Consider the following 17,262-nt stretch of genomic DNA (forward strand, 5'->3'; position numbering starts at 1 on the left):
GAGCAGTACCCGCACAGACCTCACTCGTGCACTAGAAGCCTTGTCATTTCAGGGACTTCATCGTGTGCTCATCTGAGTCGTCCTACCTTGCTGGGTCGTGACGAGACGCTGACGCCTCGTCATCGGTGGGTCCGGGCGGCACGGAGACCGCTCGGATGTGCTCGGCAAGCAACTCGGTGTCAGCAACACCGGTGAGACGTAGCGCACGCCCGAAGGCGCGACGCCGCTCTGCTTGCGCAAAGCAGGCCGGATCGGGATGCAGATGCGCTCCCCGTCCCGACAATCGGCGGCCCGGATCGGGCAGGAGCCGGAGATTAACCCCGGATCCGGCCGCGACGAACCGCAGCAATGATGCGGCCGGCGCGCGATTACGACAGCCGACGCAGGTTCGCGTCGGGCCGACCGTCATTGAGTCTACCCCTCGATCGCGCCGGACGCGTATCCGGTCAGTTCCCCGCCTCGGCCGCACCACGGTCCGAGACTCCGGCAGGTTCGTTGTCCGGCCGGATGTCGATGCGCCATCCGGTCAGCCGGGCGGCCAGCCGGGCGTTCTGTCCTTCCCGGCCGATGGCCAGGGAGAGCTGGAAGTCCGGCACTGTCACGCGGGCCGTCCGGGTGGCCGCGTCGACCACCTCGACCCGCAGCGCCTTGGCCGGCGACAGCGCGTTGCCGACGAACTGGGCCGGATCGTCGGACCAGTCGATGATGTCGATCTTCTCGCCGTGCAGCTCGCTCATCACCGCGCGGACCCGCTGGCCCATCGGACCGATGCAGGCGCCCTTGGCGTTCACGCCGGAAACCGTGGACCGCACCGCGATCTTGGTGCGGTGGCCGGACTCCCGGGCGATCGCGGCGATCTCCACGGTCCCGTCCGCGATCTCCGGCACCTCGAGAGCGAACAGCTTCTTCACCAGCGCCGGGTGCGACCGGGACAGGGTGATCTGCGGGCCGCGGAAACCCTTCGCCACGTGCACCACGATGCAGCGGATGCGGGAACCGTGCTCATACGTCTCGCCGGGCACCTGCTCGGACTGCGGCAGCACCGCCTCGAGCTTGCCGAGGTCGACGATCACGATGCCCTTCTCGGCGCGGGCCGCGTCCGCCTGCACCACGCCGGTGACCAGGTCGCCGTCGCGTCCCGCGTACTCACCGAAGTGCTGCTCGTCGGTGGCCTCCCGCAGCCGCTGGAGGATCACCTGCTTGGCGGTCATCGCGGCGATCCGGCCGAAGTCGTGCGGGGTGTCGTCCCACTCGCGCACCACCGAACCGTCCGCGTCGAGCTCCTGTGCCAGGACGGAGGCCACACCGCTCTTGCGGTCGATCTCCACCCGGGCGTGGCTCTCGGCGCCCTCGGTGTGCCGGTACGCGGTCAACAGCGCGGTCTCGATGGCCGCAAGGATCGTCTCGAACGGGATCTCCCGCTCGCGCTCCAGGGCGCGCAGCGCCGCGAGGTCGATGTTCATTCCTCGCCCTCCCCTTCGTCGTCGTCATCTTCGTCGTCGTCTTCGTCGCCGAAGTCGGCCTCGTCCAGTCGTTTGAACTCGATCTGGACCTTGCCCGGTCCGAGCTCGGCGAAAGCCAGCTCGCGCTCCGTGCCGTCCACATCGAGCACCACGCCGGTGTCGGTGGTGCGGACCACCCGGCCGGTCAGCCCGTTCACCGCGACCAGCCGGCCGGCGTTGCGCCGCCAGTGCCGGGGCTCGGTGAGCGGCCGGTCCACGCCCGGGGAGCCGACCTCCAGCTGGTATTCGCCGGCCAGCAGCTCGCCGCCGGTCTCCTCGGCCGCGTCGAGCGCGTCGGAGATGGCCCGCGAGACGATCGCCACGTCGTCCAGGCTGATCCCGCCGTCGGTGTCCACCAGGATCCGCACCACGAACCGGCGGCCCGCCCGGGAGAGACCGACGTCCTCCAGGTCGTAACCGGCGTCGGCGACCACCGGCTCGATCACGGCGCGGAGCCGGGCGCGGGCCGCGGTCAGGTCGATGCGGGGAACCGGAGGGTCCTGGGTCTCGGCCTCCGGCCGGGAACGGCGGCTGCCGGGGCGCCCACCGGGCCGGGCCCCGGCGCGACCACGCTGCGTCATCGGGCTCGACCTCTCGCTAGCTTTGCGCTGGAACGACTATATGCCGCCGGGCAGCATGCGGCCCCGCGGCTGACGCAGAGCGTAACGCGCCCGGGCCCCGGCCGGAGCGGCGCCGCTCCGATTCCACCCCATCCGCAGGTCAACGGCCGGTGCCGGACACCCTCGAACGGATGGTGTTGACTGGCCCGGTGCGGATGAGCGATTCGGGACACACTCGCCGGCGGATACTGACCGCGACCGGCGCGATCATGGCGGGTGCCACCCTGGCCGGCTGTGGGCTCCTCGACGACGAGCCAGACCCGGTCCCGGCCCCCGACCCGCTGGAGCCGCTGCTGGCCGAGGCCCTGTCGCTGGCCGGCGCGTTCGATGCGGCGATCCTCGCCCAGGCGGCCCTGGCCGAACGCCTCACGCCTCTCGCCGAGGACCACCGGGCGCACGCCGCCGAGCTCGCCAAGGTGATCGGCAAGCCGCTGCCCTCCGGCGGGGCAGCGGGGCCGTCGGCGGCGGCACCGCCCGGATCGGCGGCCGAGACGCTCACCGCCCTGCGCACGGCGGAGCAGGCCGCGCAGAAGACGGCCGTGGCCGCCTGCGTGGCGGCGCCGGCGGAACGGGCCGCGCTGCTCGGCTCGATCGCCGCGTGCCGGGCCATCCACGTCCTCGCCCTCCGCTGACTGCCGGCCCCTTCTCGAGTCCCTGTCCCGATCCCCCCTTTCGGAACGAGGAAACCACGTGAACGAACAACTGGCCGGGGCGCTCGCTGCCGAGGAGGCGGCGATCTACGCGTACGGGCTGATCGGTGTGCACCTGACCCGGGTGAGCGAGGTGAGCGGCGCCCGGGACAGCGAGCAGGAGCACCGGCGGCGGCGTGACTACCTGGTCGACCGGCTGGACGAACTGAAGACCGGCGCGCCGCCGGCGCCCGCGGGTTACCGGCTGCCGTTCGAGGTCACCAACCGGGCCAGCGCGCTCAAGCTCGCGGTGCACGTGGAGGACGGCGTGGCACAGGCCTGGCGGGCCGTGCTGCCGGTCACCGAGAAGAACGCGCGCAACGACGCGCTGTCCGCCATGACGGATTCGGCGGTCCGCGCGACAGCCTGGCGCCGGTTCGCCGGTATCACGCCACTGACCATGGCCTTCCCGGGCCGGCCGAGCTGAGCCGACCAGGCCGGCCGAGCTGAGCCGACGGGATCGCGGCGGCCGGGAAAGGTGGGCACCGGGCGATCGGAAAGGGGCGCACGGACCGGGCGTTCGTGTCGGACAATGGGGCACGTGATCGGCGAGCTCGACCCCTCCTCAGTCCGCGGATCGCTGGCGATCCGGCTGCGCGACACCGTCCAGCAGCGGTGGCCGGCCGAGGTGCAGGCCGTCGGGGTGCGCGGGTCCGTCGCGCACGGCGACGACGTGGCCGGCAGCGACATCAACCTGATCGTGGTGACGTACCGGCCGAAGACCGGGCCCAAACCCGCCCGCCGCAAGGTTGACGGCGTGCCTGTCGACCTCGCGGTGATCACCGGCGAGGACGGGCTGGGCCAGGCCCGGGCGCTGACCGCGCGCTGGCCCCTCGTCGCGGACACGTTCCTCACGACGCTGCCGCTCTACGACCCGCACGACTGGTTCGCCGACCAGCGCGAGGCGCACCTGAGCCTGCTGTCCGAGGCGCGCCCGGTCGAGTTCACCCGGCTGGCCCGGGACGACTGGGCCCTGGCCAGCGCCGCGCACGCACGGGCGGTGCGGCTCACCGAGTGGTACGACACCGACGCCGCCCTGGTCCTGATGGCACAGGCCCGGGTGTACGCGGCCCTGGTCACCGGCCTGCTGACCAGGACCTATTTCCGCCACGAGGCTGATGCGGTGAAACGTACCGGCGTCGCGATGGCCGACATGCAGGAGCTCGACGCGATCCTGCGGTACCAGGCGGAGGAGCTCACCGCCCGCGGCCGCCCGGTCGACGGCACGCTGGGCGAGCTCTTCGACTGACACCCCCGCGGAACCGCTCAGGGCAGGGTGAGGATCTCGTACCCGTCCTCGGTGACCACGAGGGTGTGCTCGAACTGGGCGGTCCACCGGCGGTCCTTGGTGACGACCGTCCAGCCGTCCTTCCAGATGTCGTACTCGTGGGTGCCGAGAGTGATCATCGGCTCGATGGTGAAGGTCATGCCCGGTTCCATGACGGTGTCCAGGCGCGGGTTGTCGTAGTGCGGGATGTAGAGACCGGAGTGGAACGTCTCGCCGATGCCGTGACCGGTGAAGTCACGGACGACGCCATAACCGAAGCGGCGCGCGTACGCCTCGATGACCCGCCCGATCGCGTTGATCGGCCGGCCCGGGGCGACCGCGCGGATGCCGCGCATCATCGCCTCATGGGTGCGCTCGACGAGCAGGCGCGCCTCGTCGCTCACCTCACCGACGCAGAAGGTGGCGTCGGTGTCGCCGTGCACCCCGTCGAGGTACGCCGTGACGTCCACGTTGATGATGTCGCCGTCCTCCAGCACGGTGGAGTCCGGGATGCCGTGGCAGATCACCTCGTTGAGTGAGGTGCAGCACGATTTCGGGAAGCCCTTGTAGCCGAGCGTCGAGGGGTACGCGTGGTGGTCGAGGATGAACTCGTGGACCACCCGGTCGATCTCGTCGGTGGTCACGCCGGGCTTGCAGTGCTCACCGGCGAGCTGGGTGGCCTGCGCGGCGATCCGGCCGGCGACCCGCATCTTCTCGATCGTCTCGGGTGTCTGGACGTGGGAGCCGCGCCACTCGCGCGGTTTCTTCTTGCCCACGTACTCCGGGCGGACGATCTGTGCCGGGACGGAACGCCACGGCGACTGCTTTCCCGGCTTGAGTGGGGCACGTACGGACATGTGGACAGCCTATCCGCCCGGTGGCCCCGTCCTTGCCGCCCTCGGGCCCCTGTGAAAACCTGTTCAGGTGGATCAAGACTTCTCGGCAACCGGTGAGGTGGACGGTGAGCACGTCACCGTCACGGTGACCGGCGAGGTCGACATGGCCACGGCCGACGAGCTGTTCCGGGCCGCGACGCCCGCGACGGTCGCGGCCGCCACCGTGGACCTGCGCGCCGTCACCTTCTTCGACTCGGCCGCGATTCACACGCTGATCCGGCTGGCCGACCGCTACCCGGGCCGGCTGACCGTCGTCCCGTCGTCCCGGGTGCTCCGGGTCCTGGAGATCTCCGGGCTGGCCGGGCAGCCCTGGCTCAAGCCCGAGTGATCGGCCGCCGGAGGGTGACCGCGGTCCCCTCCGGTGAGCGGTGCACCGACAGCTCGGTCAGTGCCCCGATCAGGGCCAGGCCGCGCCCGCGGAAACCGGCGTCGGTGGCCGGCCGCCAGCTCCCGGTGTCCCGCACCGTGACCACCACCGCGCCCGTGTCCGCCGCGTCCGGGTCTCCCGCGCCCGGATCCAGCGACGCCTCCACGACGATCATCGGTTCGGCCGGTTCGAGCGGGTGCTCGATCGCGTTGGCGGCGGCCTCGGAGACCGCGACGACCAGGTCGAAGGCATCCTCGTCGGGGACCGTGTGCGCGGCCAGGAAGTCCTCGAGGCGGCGGCGCAGCACGGTGAGCCGGTTCGGGTCGGCGGGCAGCCGCAGCACGAATTCGCGGGGCTCGGTCGCTTCCAGGGCCAGGAGCGCGATGTCGTCGCGGCGGGCGCGCCGGGTCGCCTTGGCCAGCAGCGTGTCCAGGAGGTCCTCCACGTGGTCGGTGGGCCGGGCGGCGTCCACGGTCAGTTCGCCGAGGCCACTGTCGATGCCCTGGTGCCGGTCCTCGATCAGGCCGTCGGTGTAGAGCAGGAGACGGCTGCCGGGAACGAGTTCCCGTTCCCGGGTCGGGTACCTCACATCGCCCAGGGCGCCGATCGGCGGACCCATGGCGGCGGAGTAGAGGAATTGTCCCGATTCACCTGATTCATCGGGTGAGACCACGATAGGTGACGGATGTCCGGCGGAGGAAAATCGCAGGCGCCGGGTACGGGGATCGAACGCCACACAGATCACCGTCGCGAACTGGCGTCGCCCGAGCGTGTCGACCAGCCGGTTCAGACGGGTCAGCGCGGCGCCGCAGTCGAAGCCCTCGAGCACGTACGCCCGCAGCGCGTTCCGTAGCTGGCCCATGCCCGCCGCCGCCTGCACACCCTTGCCGACCACGTCGCCGATCACCAGGAACAACTCGCCGTCGGGGGCGGCGATCGCGTCGTACCAGTCGCCGCCGACCCGCGCCTCGCTGCTGCCCGGCACGTACCGGCTCGCCACGATCGCGCCGGGCACCCGGGGCAGCGACTGCGGCAGCAGGCTGAGCTGGAGGGTGCCGGCGATCCGGTGCTCGGTCTCGTAGAGCCGTGCGTTCGCCAGCCGCAGCCCGATCAGCCGGGCCAGCTGGGTGAGCAGCGCCGGTTCGTACGGCCCACCGGTGCCGTCCCAGACCCGCAGCTCCCCGAGGGGCGGTCCGGCGGTGTCCGGCAGCGGCAGCACCACGTCCGGGCCGGTGCCCGCCGCGGCGCCGCCGTCCCGCTCGGCACGGGCCTCCGGCACGGCCACCACGACCCGGCCGGCCGAGGTCATCGCGAGCACGTGCCGGGCCGCGACGTCGAGCACCTCGGCCGTGGTGTGCACGGCGTTCAGCGCGGCCGCCACGTCGACCAGCCCGCGCAGCCGGTTCACGATCTCCCGCCGCAGCTTGCCCAGCTCCAGGTTCGCCCGCACCCGGGCCAGCAGCTCCCGGGTGGAGAACGGCTTGACCAGGTAGTCGTCGGCACCGGCCGCCAGGCCCTCGACGGCGGCTTCCTCGCCGGCCCGGGCGGAGAGCACCACGATCGGCACGTCCCGGGTGCGCTCGTCGGCGCGCAGGGCGGCGATCAGGGCGAACCCGTCCAGCACCGGCATCATCACGTCAGTCAGTACCAGGTCGAAGGCGTGCTCGCGGGCCAGGGTGAGCGCGTCCTGGCCGTCCTTCGCGGTGACGACCGTCCAGTGCGGACCGAGCAGCCGGGCGACGTGCTGACGCAGGTCGGCGTTGTCGTCGGCGAGCAAGATCCGGCCGCCGCCCGGTTGCCGGGCCGGCTCGGGCAGGTCCGGGCCGTCGCCGGCCCACCAGGTGGCCTCGTCCACCCAGAGCCGCGACTCCGGCTCCTCCGGCGGTGCGGGTTCGTCGGTGACCCGGTCGGCCGGCAGGTGTGCCGTGCCGAACGGGATCCGGACGGTGAACTCACTGCCCCGTCCGGCCTCGCTGCGCACCGCGACGGAACCGCCGTGCAGCTCGGCGAGTTCCCGGATCAGGGCGAGGCCGATGCCGGTGCCCTCGTGGCTGCGCGCCCAGGCGCCGACGACCCGGTGGAAACGGTCGAAGAGCAGCGCCTGCTCGGCCGCCGGGATGCCGACACCGGTGTCCCGGACGGTCAGCTCGGCGTACCCGTCCACGGCGCCGACCCCGACCTCCACCCGCCCCTCGCGAGTGAACTTCACCGCGTTGGAGAGCAGATTGAAGACGATCTTCTCCCAGGACTCCTGATCGACGTGCACCGGCGCGTCGAGCGGCGGCGCGTCGACGACCAGCTCCAGGCCGGCGCGCTCGGTGGCGGCCCGGAACGTGCCGGCCAACCGGGCGGTGAGCCCGGCCAGGTCGGTGGGCCGGAAGACGGCCCGCAGCCGGCCCGACTCCAGCCGGGCGAAGTCGAGCACGGTGTTGACCAGCTTGAGCAGGCGCATCGCGTTGCGCTGCAGCGGGCGCAGCCGGTCGGCCACGGCCGGGTCCAGCGCCGGGTCGCCGAGCAGGTCCTCCAGCGGGCCCAGGATCAGCGTGAGCGGGGTACGGAACTCGTGGCTGACGTTGGAGAAGAAGTTGGTCTTGGCCTTGTCCAGGGCGGCCAGCTCGGCGGCCCGCCGGTGTTCCTGCTCGAAGGCCCGCGCGTTCGACACCGCCCGGGAGATCTGCGCCGCCGCCAGGTCCAGGAAGTCCCGGTAGTCGTCGTCCAGGGCCAGGTGCCGGTTGACCCCGGCCACCAGGGCGCCGGCCGTGTCCGCGCCGGTGCCGATCGGCAGCACCAGCGCCTCCGGGGCCGCGGCCGGGTCCGGGTCGGTGAGCTCGGCCAGCGGGATCCGGCCGGGGCGGCCACCCGTGATCACCGCGCGGATCGCCGGGTGCGGATCCGGCTCGCCGGCCGGCACCAGCGTGGCGAACGGCAGGTCGGCCGGGTTCTCGCCGAGGACCGCGACGGCCTCGGCGAGGAGTGCCTGCTGGTCCGGCGAGTCGGCCAGCCGGCGGCCGAGGGAGCTGAGAGTACGCAGCCGGCGCTCACCGAGGACCCGCCCGGTGGTCTCGGTGACGATGCAGAACACCCCCGCCGGCCGGCCGTTCGCGTCCCGGATCGGGTCGTACGACGCGTCCGAGAAGGTGGCCTCGAGGAAGCCGTACCGCTCCATCATCAGCAGCAGGTCCCGGGCGTAGAAGGGCCGGTCGCCGGTGATCACGCCGTCGAAGAGCTCGCGCAGCACGTCCCAGGTCTCGGCGAAGAGCTCGCGCCCCGGCCGGCCGATGAAGCCGGGATGCTTGCCGCCCAGCGCCGCCGTGTAGGCGTCGTTGTAGAGCGCCGCGTACTCCGGTCCCCAGAAGATGATGATCTGGGCGCGCGAGGCGAGCATCCGGACCACCGCGTCGACCAGTTCGTCCGGCCAGGTCCCGGGGTCACCGATCGGCGTCGCCGACCAGTCGAGGGCGGACATCCGCGCGCCCATCTCGCCGCCGCGCTCGAAGGCGAGACGCAACCGGCTCGGCAGGCCAACCACTGCACGTCCCCCCACGATCCAGGCGAGTCCTCTATGCCGGAATGATCGCACCGACCGACGCGGCCTCGGTAAGCGCGGTGAAGGTCCGCAGATCCGTGGTCCGCTCCGGGTGCCACTGCACGCCCAGGGCGAAGCTGCGGCCCGGGTGCTCCACGATCTCCACCACCCGGTCGTCCGGGCACCAGCCCACCGGGACGAACTCGCCCGGGTCGGCGACCGCCTGGTGGTGGAAGGAATTGACCACGAGGGTACGGCCGAACAACTCGTGCGCCCGGCTGTTCTCGTCGACGACGACGTCGTGCCGGCCGTAGTCGGAGGCCCCGGCGGCGAGCGGGTCGGTGCCCGCGGCGGCCCGGTGACGTTCGTGGCCTACCAGGTCCGGCAGGTGCTGGTGCAGCGAGCCACCGGTGGCGACCGCCATCACCTGCATGCCCCGGCAGATGCCCAGGACCGGCAGGTCGGCGTCGAGGGCGGCGCGCATCAGCATCAGCTCGGCGGCGTCCCGCACCGCGTCCACCTCGGTGGCCGGGTGGTGTTCGGCGTTCCAGGCGTCCGGGCTGACGTCACCGCCACCGGTGAAGACGATCCCGTCCAGGGCTTCCAGCACGTCGGTGCCCGGCTCGTCCGGAGTGATCAGCACGGCCCGTCCGCCGGCGGCGTGCACCGCCCGCACATAGGTCATCGGGAGCATCGCGGCCATCAGGTCGTTCCGGCCGTACTGGACCTCCGTCGCGTACGAGGTGAGTCCGATCAGCGGTCTGCGCATGTGGTGCCGTTCTCCTTCATCCCGGTGCGTGCGGCGTCCACCAGAGCCCCGAAGAGGCGCTGGTCCCGGCGGTACTCCGGGTGCCACTGGACGCCGAGGACGAACCGACGCGCCGGATCCTCGACCGCTTCGGGGAGGCCGTCCTCGGCCCGCCCGGTGACGGTCAGCGAGCCCGCGTCGGCGACGCCCTGATGGTGGAAACAGTGAATGGCGCGGTCCGTGCCCATCAGCCCGGCGATCCGGCTACCCGCGGTGAAGACGGCCTCGTGCTCGCCGTACACGCCCGGCCCGGGCCGGTGCCGTTCGTGGCCGAGCACGTCCGGCAGGTGCTGGTGCAGGGTGCCGCCGGCCGCGACGGTGAGCAGTTGCATCCCCCGGCAGACGCCCAGGACCGGCAGGTCGGCGTCGAGGGCGGCACGCAGCAGCACCAGCTCGCCGGCGTCCCGCTCGATCACGAATTCGCTCTCCGGCGCGCAGGCGGCGCCGTAGAGGGCGGGGTCGACATCCGGGCCACCGGCCAGCACCAGGCCGTCCAGTGCCCGGAGCACGTCGGCGTCCCGGTCGTCCGGCGGCAGCAGCACCGCCCGGCCACCGGCGAGCGTGACCGCCTCGACGTAGTCGTGCGGGACCAGCGTGGAGGGCAGATCGCGCCAGACACCCCAGGTTGCCGGAACCACATAGGACGTTATGCCGATGATCGGACGCATCGCACCACCGTAATCACAGGCGCGCGGCGCCGGAGAACCGGCGCCGCGTCACGGGCCCGTCTTTCCCACCTACACGGGGATCGACCCGCGCCGGCAGGGATTCGACCCCACACACCTCGCTGAACTGGGCGTACAAGGTTCCTTCCCGACGCCGGAGGTCTCCAAACATCTACAACGGAGTCACGTAGGCGCCGGTGATGCCGCCGTCGACGACGAACTGCGACGCGGTCATGAACGACGCGTCGTCACTCGCCAGGAACGCCACCGCCGCCGCGATCTCCGCCGGCTCGGCGAACCGGCCCATCGGCACGTGCACCAGGCGGCGGGCGGCTCGCTCCGGATCCTTCGCGAAGAGTTCCATGAGCAACGGGGTGGCCACCGGCCCCGGGCAGAGCGCGTTGATCCGGATGCCCTCGCGAGCGAACTGCACGCCGAGTTCGCGGGTCATCGCCAGCACCCCGCCCTTGCTGGCGGTGTAGGCGATCTGCGAGGTGGCGGCGCCGAGCAGGGCCACGAACGAGGCGGTGTTGATGATCGAGCCCTTGCCCTGCCGCTGCATGTGCGGGATCGCGTACTTGCAGCAGAAGAAGACGCTCGTGGTGTTGACCTTGAGGACGCGCTCCCACGCGTCCAGGCCGGTGACCAGGATGGAGTCGTCGTCGGGCGGCGAGATGCCGGCGTTGTTGAAGGCGATGTCCACCCGGCCGTGCCGTTCGGCGACACCGTCGAAAAGTGCCTTCACCTGCTCCTCGTCGCTGACGTCACAGGCGACGAACTCGCCGCCGACCTCCTCGGCCACCGCCTTGCCGGACGCCTCGGAGACATCGACACAGACGACGAAGGCACCCTCGGCGGCGAACCGCCGTGCCGTGGCCAGCCCGATGCCACTACCGGCACCGGTGATCACGGCGATCCGGTCCTGCAGACGCTCCACTCTCACTCCCCCATAGCCAGGAACACGTTCTTCACATCGGTGAACGACAGCAGGGCGTCCGGGCCCAGCTCCCGGCCGAGGCCGGACTGCTTCATCCCGCCGAACGGCGTCCAGTAACGCACCGACGAGTTGCTGTTGACGCTGAGCGCGCCGGTCTCCACGGCCCGCGACATGCGCAACGCCCGGCCGACGTCCCGGGTCCAGATCGAGCCGGAGAGGCCGTACTCGGTGTCGTTGGCCAGCCGGACCGCCTCGGCCTCGTCGCGGAACGGCAGCACGCTCACCACCGGCCCGAAGATCTCCTCGCGCCAGTGCCGGTCCCCCGTGCCGCTCGCCAGCAGGACCGTCGGCGGGAACCACCAGCCGCCGCCGTCCACCGTGCTTCCGCGGAACGCCACGTCCGCGTCGTCGACATAGGACTGCACGGTCTCCCGCTGACCGGATGAGATCAGCGGACCCATCTGCGACATCTCACTCGCCGGATCCAGCACCCGGAACGCCCGGACGGCCGGTTCCAGCAGCGCCAGGAACCTGTCGTAGACCGAGGCCTCGACCAGCAGCCGGGACCGGGCACAGCAGTCCTGACCCGCGTTGTCGAAGACGGCGCCGGGCGCGGCAGCGGCCGCCGCCTCCAGATCGGCGTCCGCGAAGACGATGCCGGCGCTCTTGCCACCCAGCTCCAGCGTCACCCGCTTCACCTGATCGGCACAGCCCGCCATGATCGATTTGCCGACCTGGGTCGAGCCGGTGAAGCACACCTTGCGGACCGCCGGGTGCGTGACGAACCGCTGCCCCACCACGCTGCCCTTGCCGGGCAGCACCTGGAAGACGTGCTCCGGCAGACCGGCCTCCAGGGCGAGCTCGCCGAGCCGGATCGCGGTGAGCGGGGTCAGCTCGGCCGGTTTGAGCACGACGGTGTTGCCGGCCGCCAGAGCCGGTGCGAAACCCCAGGCGGCGATCGGCATCGGGAAGTTCCACGGCACGATGATGCCGACCACGCCAAGCGGCTCGTGGAACGTCACATCCAGCCCGCCGGCCACCGGGATCTGCCGGCCGGCGAGCCGCTCCGGGGCGCCCGCGTAGTAGTTCAGGACGTCCCGGACGTTTCCCGCCTCCCAGCGCGCGTTGCCGATCGTGTGACCGGCGTTGCGTACCTCCAGCCGCGCGAGTTCCTCGATGTGCTCGTCCACCACCGCCGCGAACCGGCGCAGCAGCCGCGCCCGGTCACCGGGCGCCACATCACGCCAGGCGGGGAACGCCTTCTGCGCCCGCGCGATCGCCGCGTCGGTCCCGGCAAGATCGAGCGGGGGTACGGTCGTGAGCACATCCCCGGTCGACGGGTTGATCACTTCGGTCACGTGTCGATCATCCCCTGTTCCACGGCCCCTCAGAGCCGTTCGAATCCACGGCGCAACTCCCAGTCGGTGACCACCGCGTCGTAGGCGGCCAGTTCCACCCGTGCCATGTTCGCGTAGTGCGCGACCACGCCGGCCCCGAACGCCGACTCCGCCACCCCGCTCGCCGACCACAGCTCCGCCGCGTCCCGCAACGTCCCCGGCACCCGGCCGGCGGTGTCGTCGTGGTACGCGTTCCCGGTGAACTCGTCCTCCAGCGGCAACTCGTTCTCGATGCCGTGCAGCGCGCCGGCGATGAGGGCCGCGATCGCCAGGTACGGGTTGACGTCCCCGCCCGGCACCCGGTTCTCCACCCGCATCCCCTGGCCGTGACCGGCGATCCGCAGCGCACACGTCCGGTTGTCGACGCCCCACCGCAGCGCTGTCGGCGCGAACGACCCCGGCTGGTACCGCTTGTACGAGTTGATGTTCGGCGCGAAGAGCAGGCTGAACTCCCGCATCGTGGCGAGCAGCCCGGCCAGCACCCGTTGCCCGGTGACGCTGAGGTGGGCGGGCCCGTCACCGAGCATCGCCGACCTGCCGTCCTCACCGCGCAACGAGAAGTGGATGTGGCAGGAATTGCCCTCCCGCTCGTTCGGCTTCGCCATGAAGGTGAGCGCCATGCCCTCCTGCGCGGCGATCTCCTTCGCGCCGTTCTTGTAGATCACGTGACCGTCGGCGGCGGTGAGCGCGTCCGCGTACCGGAAGGCGATCTCGTGCTGGCCGAGGTTGCACTCGCCCTTCGCGCTCTCCGGGATCAGGCCGGCGCCGTACATCTCGTTCCGGATCCGCCGCAGCAGCGGCTCCACCCGGGCCGTGCCCAGCAGCGAATAGTCCACGTTGTACTGGTTCGCCGGCGTCAGGTCGCGATAGCCCTTCGACCACGCCTGCTCGTAGGTGTCCTGGTAGAGCACGAACTCCAGCTCGGTCCCCGCGAACGCGGTCAGGCCGTGCGCCGCCAGCCGGTCCAGCTGGCGGCGCAGGATCTGACGGGGCGACGGCGCCACCGGCTCCCCCGCGGTGTCGAACAGGTCGGCCAGCACCATCGCGGTGCCCGGCTGCCACGGAACGCGGCGCAGAGTGCCGAAATCCGGCCGCATCACGAAGTCGCCGTACCCGGTGGACCAGGAGGACATCTCGTACCCGTCGACCGTGTTCATGTCGACGTCCACGGCCAGCAGGTAGTTGCACCCCTCACTGCCGCCGGACACCACCTCGTCCAGGAAGTAGCGCCCGTGCAGCCGCTTGCCCTGCAACCGGCCCTGCATGTCGGTCACCGCCAGCAGGACGGTGTCGATGCTGCCGTTGTCGACGGATACATCGAGTTCCTCAAGATCCATGTTCGTCATCCCATCAGTCGACGGACTCGCCGTGGTGTGCCTTCTCGATCAGGTTCTGCTTCGGTCCGGTGAACCACTTGCGGGCGCTCGCGAACCACCAGATCGCGGCCGCCCCGAGCACCACGGCCACCGCGACGATCGTGTAGTTGAAGTTCGACGCGGTGATCGGGCTCGCGGTCGGCAGCACGAACAGAACACAGATGACACCTACCCAGACGATCGCGATCCAGCCGATCGGGGCACTCCACTTCCCGAGATTCCACGGGCCGGCCTCGAACTCGCTGCCGAGACGGCGCCGCAGCAGCACCGGACCGACGTACGCGATGTACAGGCCGATCACCGCGATCGACGTCGCCGCCAGGTACGCCGTGGTGTTCCACAGCGACGGCAGCACCAGCAACGTGGAGAGGGTCACGCACAGCCAGATCGAGTTGGTGGGCGTACCCGTGCGGGAATTGACCTTCTTCCAGAACCGGGAACCGGGCAATGCGTCGTCACGCGCGAAGGCGTACGACATCCGGGAGTTCGCGGTCACCGACGCCATGCCGCAGAACCACTGCGCCACCATGCAGATGAACAGCAGGAACGTCCCGGTGTCGTGCCCCACCGCGTCGATGAAGATCTGCGCGGGCGGCAGACCCAGGTCACTGGTCCGGGCGCCCTCGTAGTCCTGGATGGACCACGTGATCGCGAAGAGCAGCACGAACCCGGCGACCACCGAGACCACCACCGACAACACGATCCCGCGCGGCGCGGCCCGGGCCGCGTCATGGGTCTCCTCGGCGACGTGCGCCGAGGCGTCATAGCCGGTGTACGTGTACTGCGCCATCAGCAGGCCGACCAGCACCGCGTAGACGCCCGCACCGGCGAACGTGAAGCCCGTCGCGTTCTGCACCTCGAAGAAGACCTCCGAGATCGGCTTGTGCTGGTCCGGCACGATCGCCAGCACACCGACGATCACCGCGACACCGGCCAGGTGCCACCAGGCGCTCACATCCGAGAGCACCCGCACCAGGTTCACGCCGAACGTGTTCAGCAGACCGTGCACGATGATGATCACCAGGAAGATCAGGAACGTCCGGCCGGTGGTCACCTCCATGTCGAAGGCAAGACTGAGGAACGCCGACGTCGTGATCGCCGCACCGAAGTCGATGGCCGCGGTCACCGCGACCTCACCGAGGAAGTTGAACCAGCCCACGAACCAGGCCCACGCGGCCTTGTTCTGCTTGGCCAGGGCGGCGGCCCACCAGTAGAGCGCACCCGCAGTCGGATAGGCCGAACAGACCTCGGCCATCGCGAGCGCCACGAACGTCACCATGATGCCGACGAACAACCAGCCCAGCGTGATGGCCATCGGACCACCCGCGGTCATCGCGATCCCGTAGGACGTGATGGCGCCGGCCAGAATCGAGATGATCGAGAAGGAGACGGCAAAGTTGGAGAAACCGGAGAGCCGCCGATGCAGCTCCTGCTTGTACCCGAGTTGCGCGAGCCGTTCTTCGTCCGAAGTAGGTGTGGTGCCTGGATCAGCGCTCATCTGAGTGCTCCCTTGCGCAGGGGTGTGACGTGAGCCACGCGATGCCCGTGATGATCTCGCCGTCCTGTTACAGGCGTCAATGACAACGGTTAATTGATCTCACCCATCGGCAAGTCCCGGCAGACCCGGCCGAGGCATGCGCCGGCGCGGGCGATGCTCGTAATTGCGTTGCCCGGCCTCGGCACCGGTGCGAGCCTTGACGGCAGGCGAGCCAAGCTCGCAGGTCCAGGGCCACTCGGAGGCCCTCCCGCGGCGGCGCGGGGTGCGGTCACCTCTCTCTTCGGCGCGCCCCCACGCGCAGCGCCCACCCCGCGCCGCCACCCCAATCCCCATCCCCCCTCCCCCTCGCCCTCGCCCCGAGGCGCCGCGTGCCCGGCCCGTCCTCCACTGCGCCGAACCGCCACGCCCGCACCCGGGACGCCACCGTCCACACGAATGCGCGTAACCGTCGGGCCCAAGTCGAGCCCGGCTGTCACCGACGGTCGCTCAGACCGCTCTACAACAGCCACCACTGACAGCCGACCGCACCCAGCTGTCACCGACGGTCGCTCAGACCGCCCTCCGACAACCACCAGTGACAGCCGGCGCTGACCGGCCTCGCCCAGCCCCCTGCCGGGCCACGAAGTCGGCGCGAGTCGAGCGGCCGGATACGAGCGAAAGGGCGCCATATCGGGACGGCGGGGCCTGGCGATCCGTCGCGTGTGCGCCCGACGTACGCCGAACCACCGCGGGGCTCGCCTGGCGCACACGCCCGGCTCGGCCGGAGACACCGGGCACGCCGCGCCGCAGTGCCTCTGACGCATCGACCGCCTACAGCATCTTCGCAGGTCAGTCCGACTTTTCCCAAAAAAATCTACAGTGGCGAGGGTAGAAATCCGGCTCGCAGAGGAATACATTCGAGTGGTCGGTCACGGCCGACGGAGCCGGCTCCGGCCGGTTAGCAACTGGCACAGTCGCTGAGTTGGAGGAGGAGGACGAGATACCGCAGCAACGCGAAATCGCAACGTCCCCGGCCCGACAAGAGGTGATCGCAGCCGATGCCCAACACTCCGGTCGACTGCTAGCGGCACGCAGCCGGTCGACCACATGCGCCGACAGAGATCGGCACCAGAATTGAAAAGCCAGGGCCCCGGTTACCCGCCGGGGCCCTGGATCATGTCCGACGCCAAAGAATCCGGCACCCGGAATCCGGCACCCGGAGTGCTGCACCCGGAGTCCGGCACCCGGAGTGCGGCCAATCGTCCGGCACCAGGAGATCAACGTGCGGAAGGGGAGCATGAGCGCCGAGCCGAACGACGTGCCGGCCTTCACGATGGGCCGGGCGGCCGCGTTGATCGGGGTGACCGCGGCCTTCCTGCGCAGCCTGGACGAGATCGGGCTGATCGAGGCGGGGCGTTCGTCGGGCGGGCACCGCCGTTACTCCCGTCATCAGCTGGATCTCGCGGCCCGGGTGCGGCAGCTGCTCGACGAGGGTTTTCCGCTCGCCGCCGCCTGCCGCGTCGTGACGCTGGAGGACCGTCTCGCCGCGGCGCATCAGCGGATCGTCGAGCTCGGTGGCACGCTCGGCCCCGGCGAGGACGCCACCATTCCCACGCAAACCCGCCGTGACCTGAGCAAACCTCGCTACTACCCCTCGCCGCGCACGGATCGGTCGGCATCCGCGCCCTGAGGGCGTGTGGTGGTTGCCGCGCACGGATCGGTCGGCGTCCGCGCC

General features: G+C 70.9%; 16 protein-coding genes. 5 read left to right on the top strand and 11 right to left on the bottom strand.

All coding sequences use genetic code 11. The annotated features are described in order from the left end of the window. Positions 1-82: 82 nt before the first annotated feature. From LPA41_RS08345 to rimP, 3 genes are read right to left on the bottom strand one after another with little or no spacing between them, the layout of a single operon-like run. A complete protein-coding gene (locus LPA41_RS08345) occupies positions 83-409 on the bottom strand; it encodes a YlxR family protein (RefSeq protein ID WP_229069360.1) in 327 nt (108 codons plus the stop codon). A gap of 37 nt (positions 410-446) precedes the next feature. Next, a complete protein-coding gene (nusA, locus tag LPA41_RS08350) occupies positions 447-1,463 on the bottom strand; it encodes a transcription termination factor NusA (protein ID WP_229069361.1) in 1,017 nt (338 codons plus the stop codon). Further along, on the bottom strand, positions 1,460-2,083 hold the full coding sequence (rimP, locus tag LPA41_RS08355) for a ribosome maturation factor RimP (RefSeq protein WP_229069362.1): 624 nt from the start codon (positions 2,081-2,083) through the stop codon (positions 1,460-1,462). The genes nusA and rimP overlap by 4 nt, the downstream gene beginning before the upstream one ends. A gap of 170 nt (positions 2,084-2,253) precedes the next feature. Here rimP and LPA41_RS08360 point away from each other — a divergent pair, with 170 nt between their 5' ends. From LPA41_RS08360 to LPA41_RS08370, 3 genes are all read left to right on the top strand, one after another. Continuing rightward, positions 2,254-2,754 (top strand): hypothetical protein, encoded by a 501-nt coding sequence (locus tag LPA41_RS08360; RefSeq protein ID WP_229069363.1) that lies wholly within the window; start codon positions 2,254-2,256, stop codon positions 2,752-2,754. Between the two features lie 58 nt (positions 2,755-2,812). Next, entirely contained in the window at positions 2,813-3,238 is a 426-nt protein-coding gene (locus LPA41_RS08365) for a ferritin-like domain-containing protein (RefSeq protein ID WP_229069364.1), read from the top strand. A 105-nt stretch (positions 3,239-3,343) separates the two neighbouring features. Continuing rightward, positions 3,344-4,060 (top strand): nucleotidyltransferase domain-containing protein, encoded by a 717-nt coding sequence (locus LPA41_RS08370; RefSeq protein ID WP_229069365.1) that lies wholly within the window; start codon positions 3,344-3,346, stop codon positions 4,058-4,060. Between the two features lie 17 nt (positions 4,061-4,077). Here LPA41_RS08370 and map read toward each other — a convergent pair whose 3' ends face one another. Next, a complete protein-coding gene (map, locus tag LPA41_RS08375) occupies positions 4,078-4,935 on the bottom strand; it encodes a type I methionyl aminopeptidase (protein WP_229069366.1) in 858 nt (285 codons plus the stop codon). A 67-nt stretch (positions 4,936-5,002) separates the two neighbouring features. Here map and LPA41_RS08380 point away from each other — a divergent pair, with 67 nt between their 5' ends. Beyond that, positions 5,003-5,302: an STAS domain-containing protein gene (locus tag LPA41_RS08380; RefSeq protein ID WP_229069367.1), complete on the top strand. Its 300-nt coding sequence runs from the start codon at positions 5,003-5,005 to the stop codon at positions 5,300-5,302. Here LPA41_RS08380 and LPA41_RS08385 read toward each other — a convergent pair. The 7 genes from LPA41_RS08385 to LPA41_RS08415 form a co-directional block, all read right to left on the bottom strand. Then, positions 5,289-8,819, bottom strand: a complete 3,531-nt coding sequence (locus LPA41_RS08385) for a SpoIIE family protein phosphatase (RefSeq protein WP_229069472.1) — start codon at positions 8,817-8,819, stop codon at positions 5,289-5,291. The two genes, LPA41_RS08380 and LPA41_RS08385, sit on opposite strands and share 14 nt — an antisense overlap. A gap of 82 nt (positions 8,820-8,901) precedes the next feature. Continuing rightward, positions 8,902-9,636 (bottom strand): gamma-glutamyl-gamma-aminobutyrate hydrolase family protein, encoded by a 735-nt coding sequence (locus LPA41_RS08390; protein ID WP_229069368.1) that lies wholly within the window; start codon positions 9,634-9,636, stop codon positions 8,902-8,904. Beyond that, positions 9,621-10,343: a gamma-glutamyl-gamma-aminobutyrate hydrolase family protein gene (locus tag LPA41_RS08395; protein ID WP_229069369.1), complete on the bottom strand. Its 723-nt coding sequence runs from the start codon at positions 10,341-10,343 to the stop codon at positions 9,621-9,623. The genes LPA41_RS08390 and LPA41_RS08395 overlap by 16 nt, the downstream gene beginning before the upstream one ends. Positions 10,344-10,512: 169 nt before the next feature. After that, positions 10,513-11,277, bottom strand: a complete 765-nt coding sequence (locus tag LPA41_RS08400; protein WP_229069370.1) for a 3-oxoacyl-ACP reductase — start codon at positions 11,275-11,277, stop codon at positions 10,513-10,515. A gap of 2 nt (positions 11,278-11,279) precedes the next feature. Then, positions 11,280-12,635 (bottom strand): aldehyde dehydrogenase, encoded by a 1,356-nt coding sequence (locus tag LPA41_RS08405; RefSeq protein ID WP_229069371.1) that lies wholly within the window; start codon positions 12,633-12,635, stop codon positions 11,280-11,282. A gap of 29 nt (positions 12,636-12,664) precedes the next feature. After that, positions 12,665-14,011: a glutamine synthetase family protein gene (locus LPA41_RS08410; RefSeq protein ID WP_229069372.1), complete on the bottom strand. Its 1,347-nt coding sequence runs from the start codon at positions 14,009-14,011 to the stop codon at positions 12,665-12,667. 13 nt (positions 14,012-14,024) lie between these two features. Next, the gene (locus tag LPA41_RS08415) at positions 14,025-15,548 is read right to left on the bottom strand and encodes an amino acid permease (RefSeq protein WP_229069373.1); all 1,524 of its coding nucleotides are present in this window, start codon (positions 15,546-15,548) and stop codon (positions 14,025-14,027) included. A gap of 1,261 nt (positions 15,549-16,809) precedes the next feature. Between LPA41_RS08415 and LPA41_RS08420 the strand changes: the two genes are divergently transcribed. Further along, the gene (locus tag LPA41_RS08420; protein WP_374238128.1) at positions 16,810-17,217 is read left to right on the top strand and encodes a MerR family transcriptional regulator; all 408 of its coding nucleotides are present in this window, start codon (positions 16,810-16,812) and stop codon (positions 17,215-17,217) included. Positions 17,218-17,262: the final 45 nt, after the last annotated feature.

It is taken from the genome of Actinoplanes sp. DH11 (assembly GCF_020873875.1).
GTDB lineage: Bacteria > Actinomycetota > Actinomycetes > Mycobacteriales > Micromonosporaceae > Actinoplanes.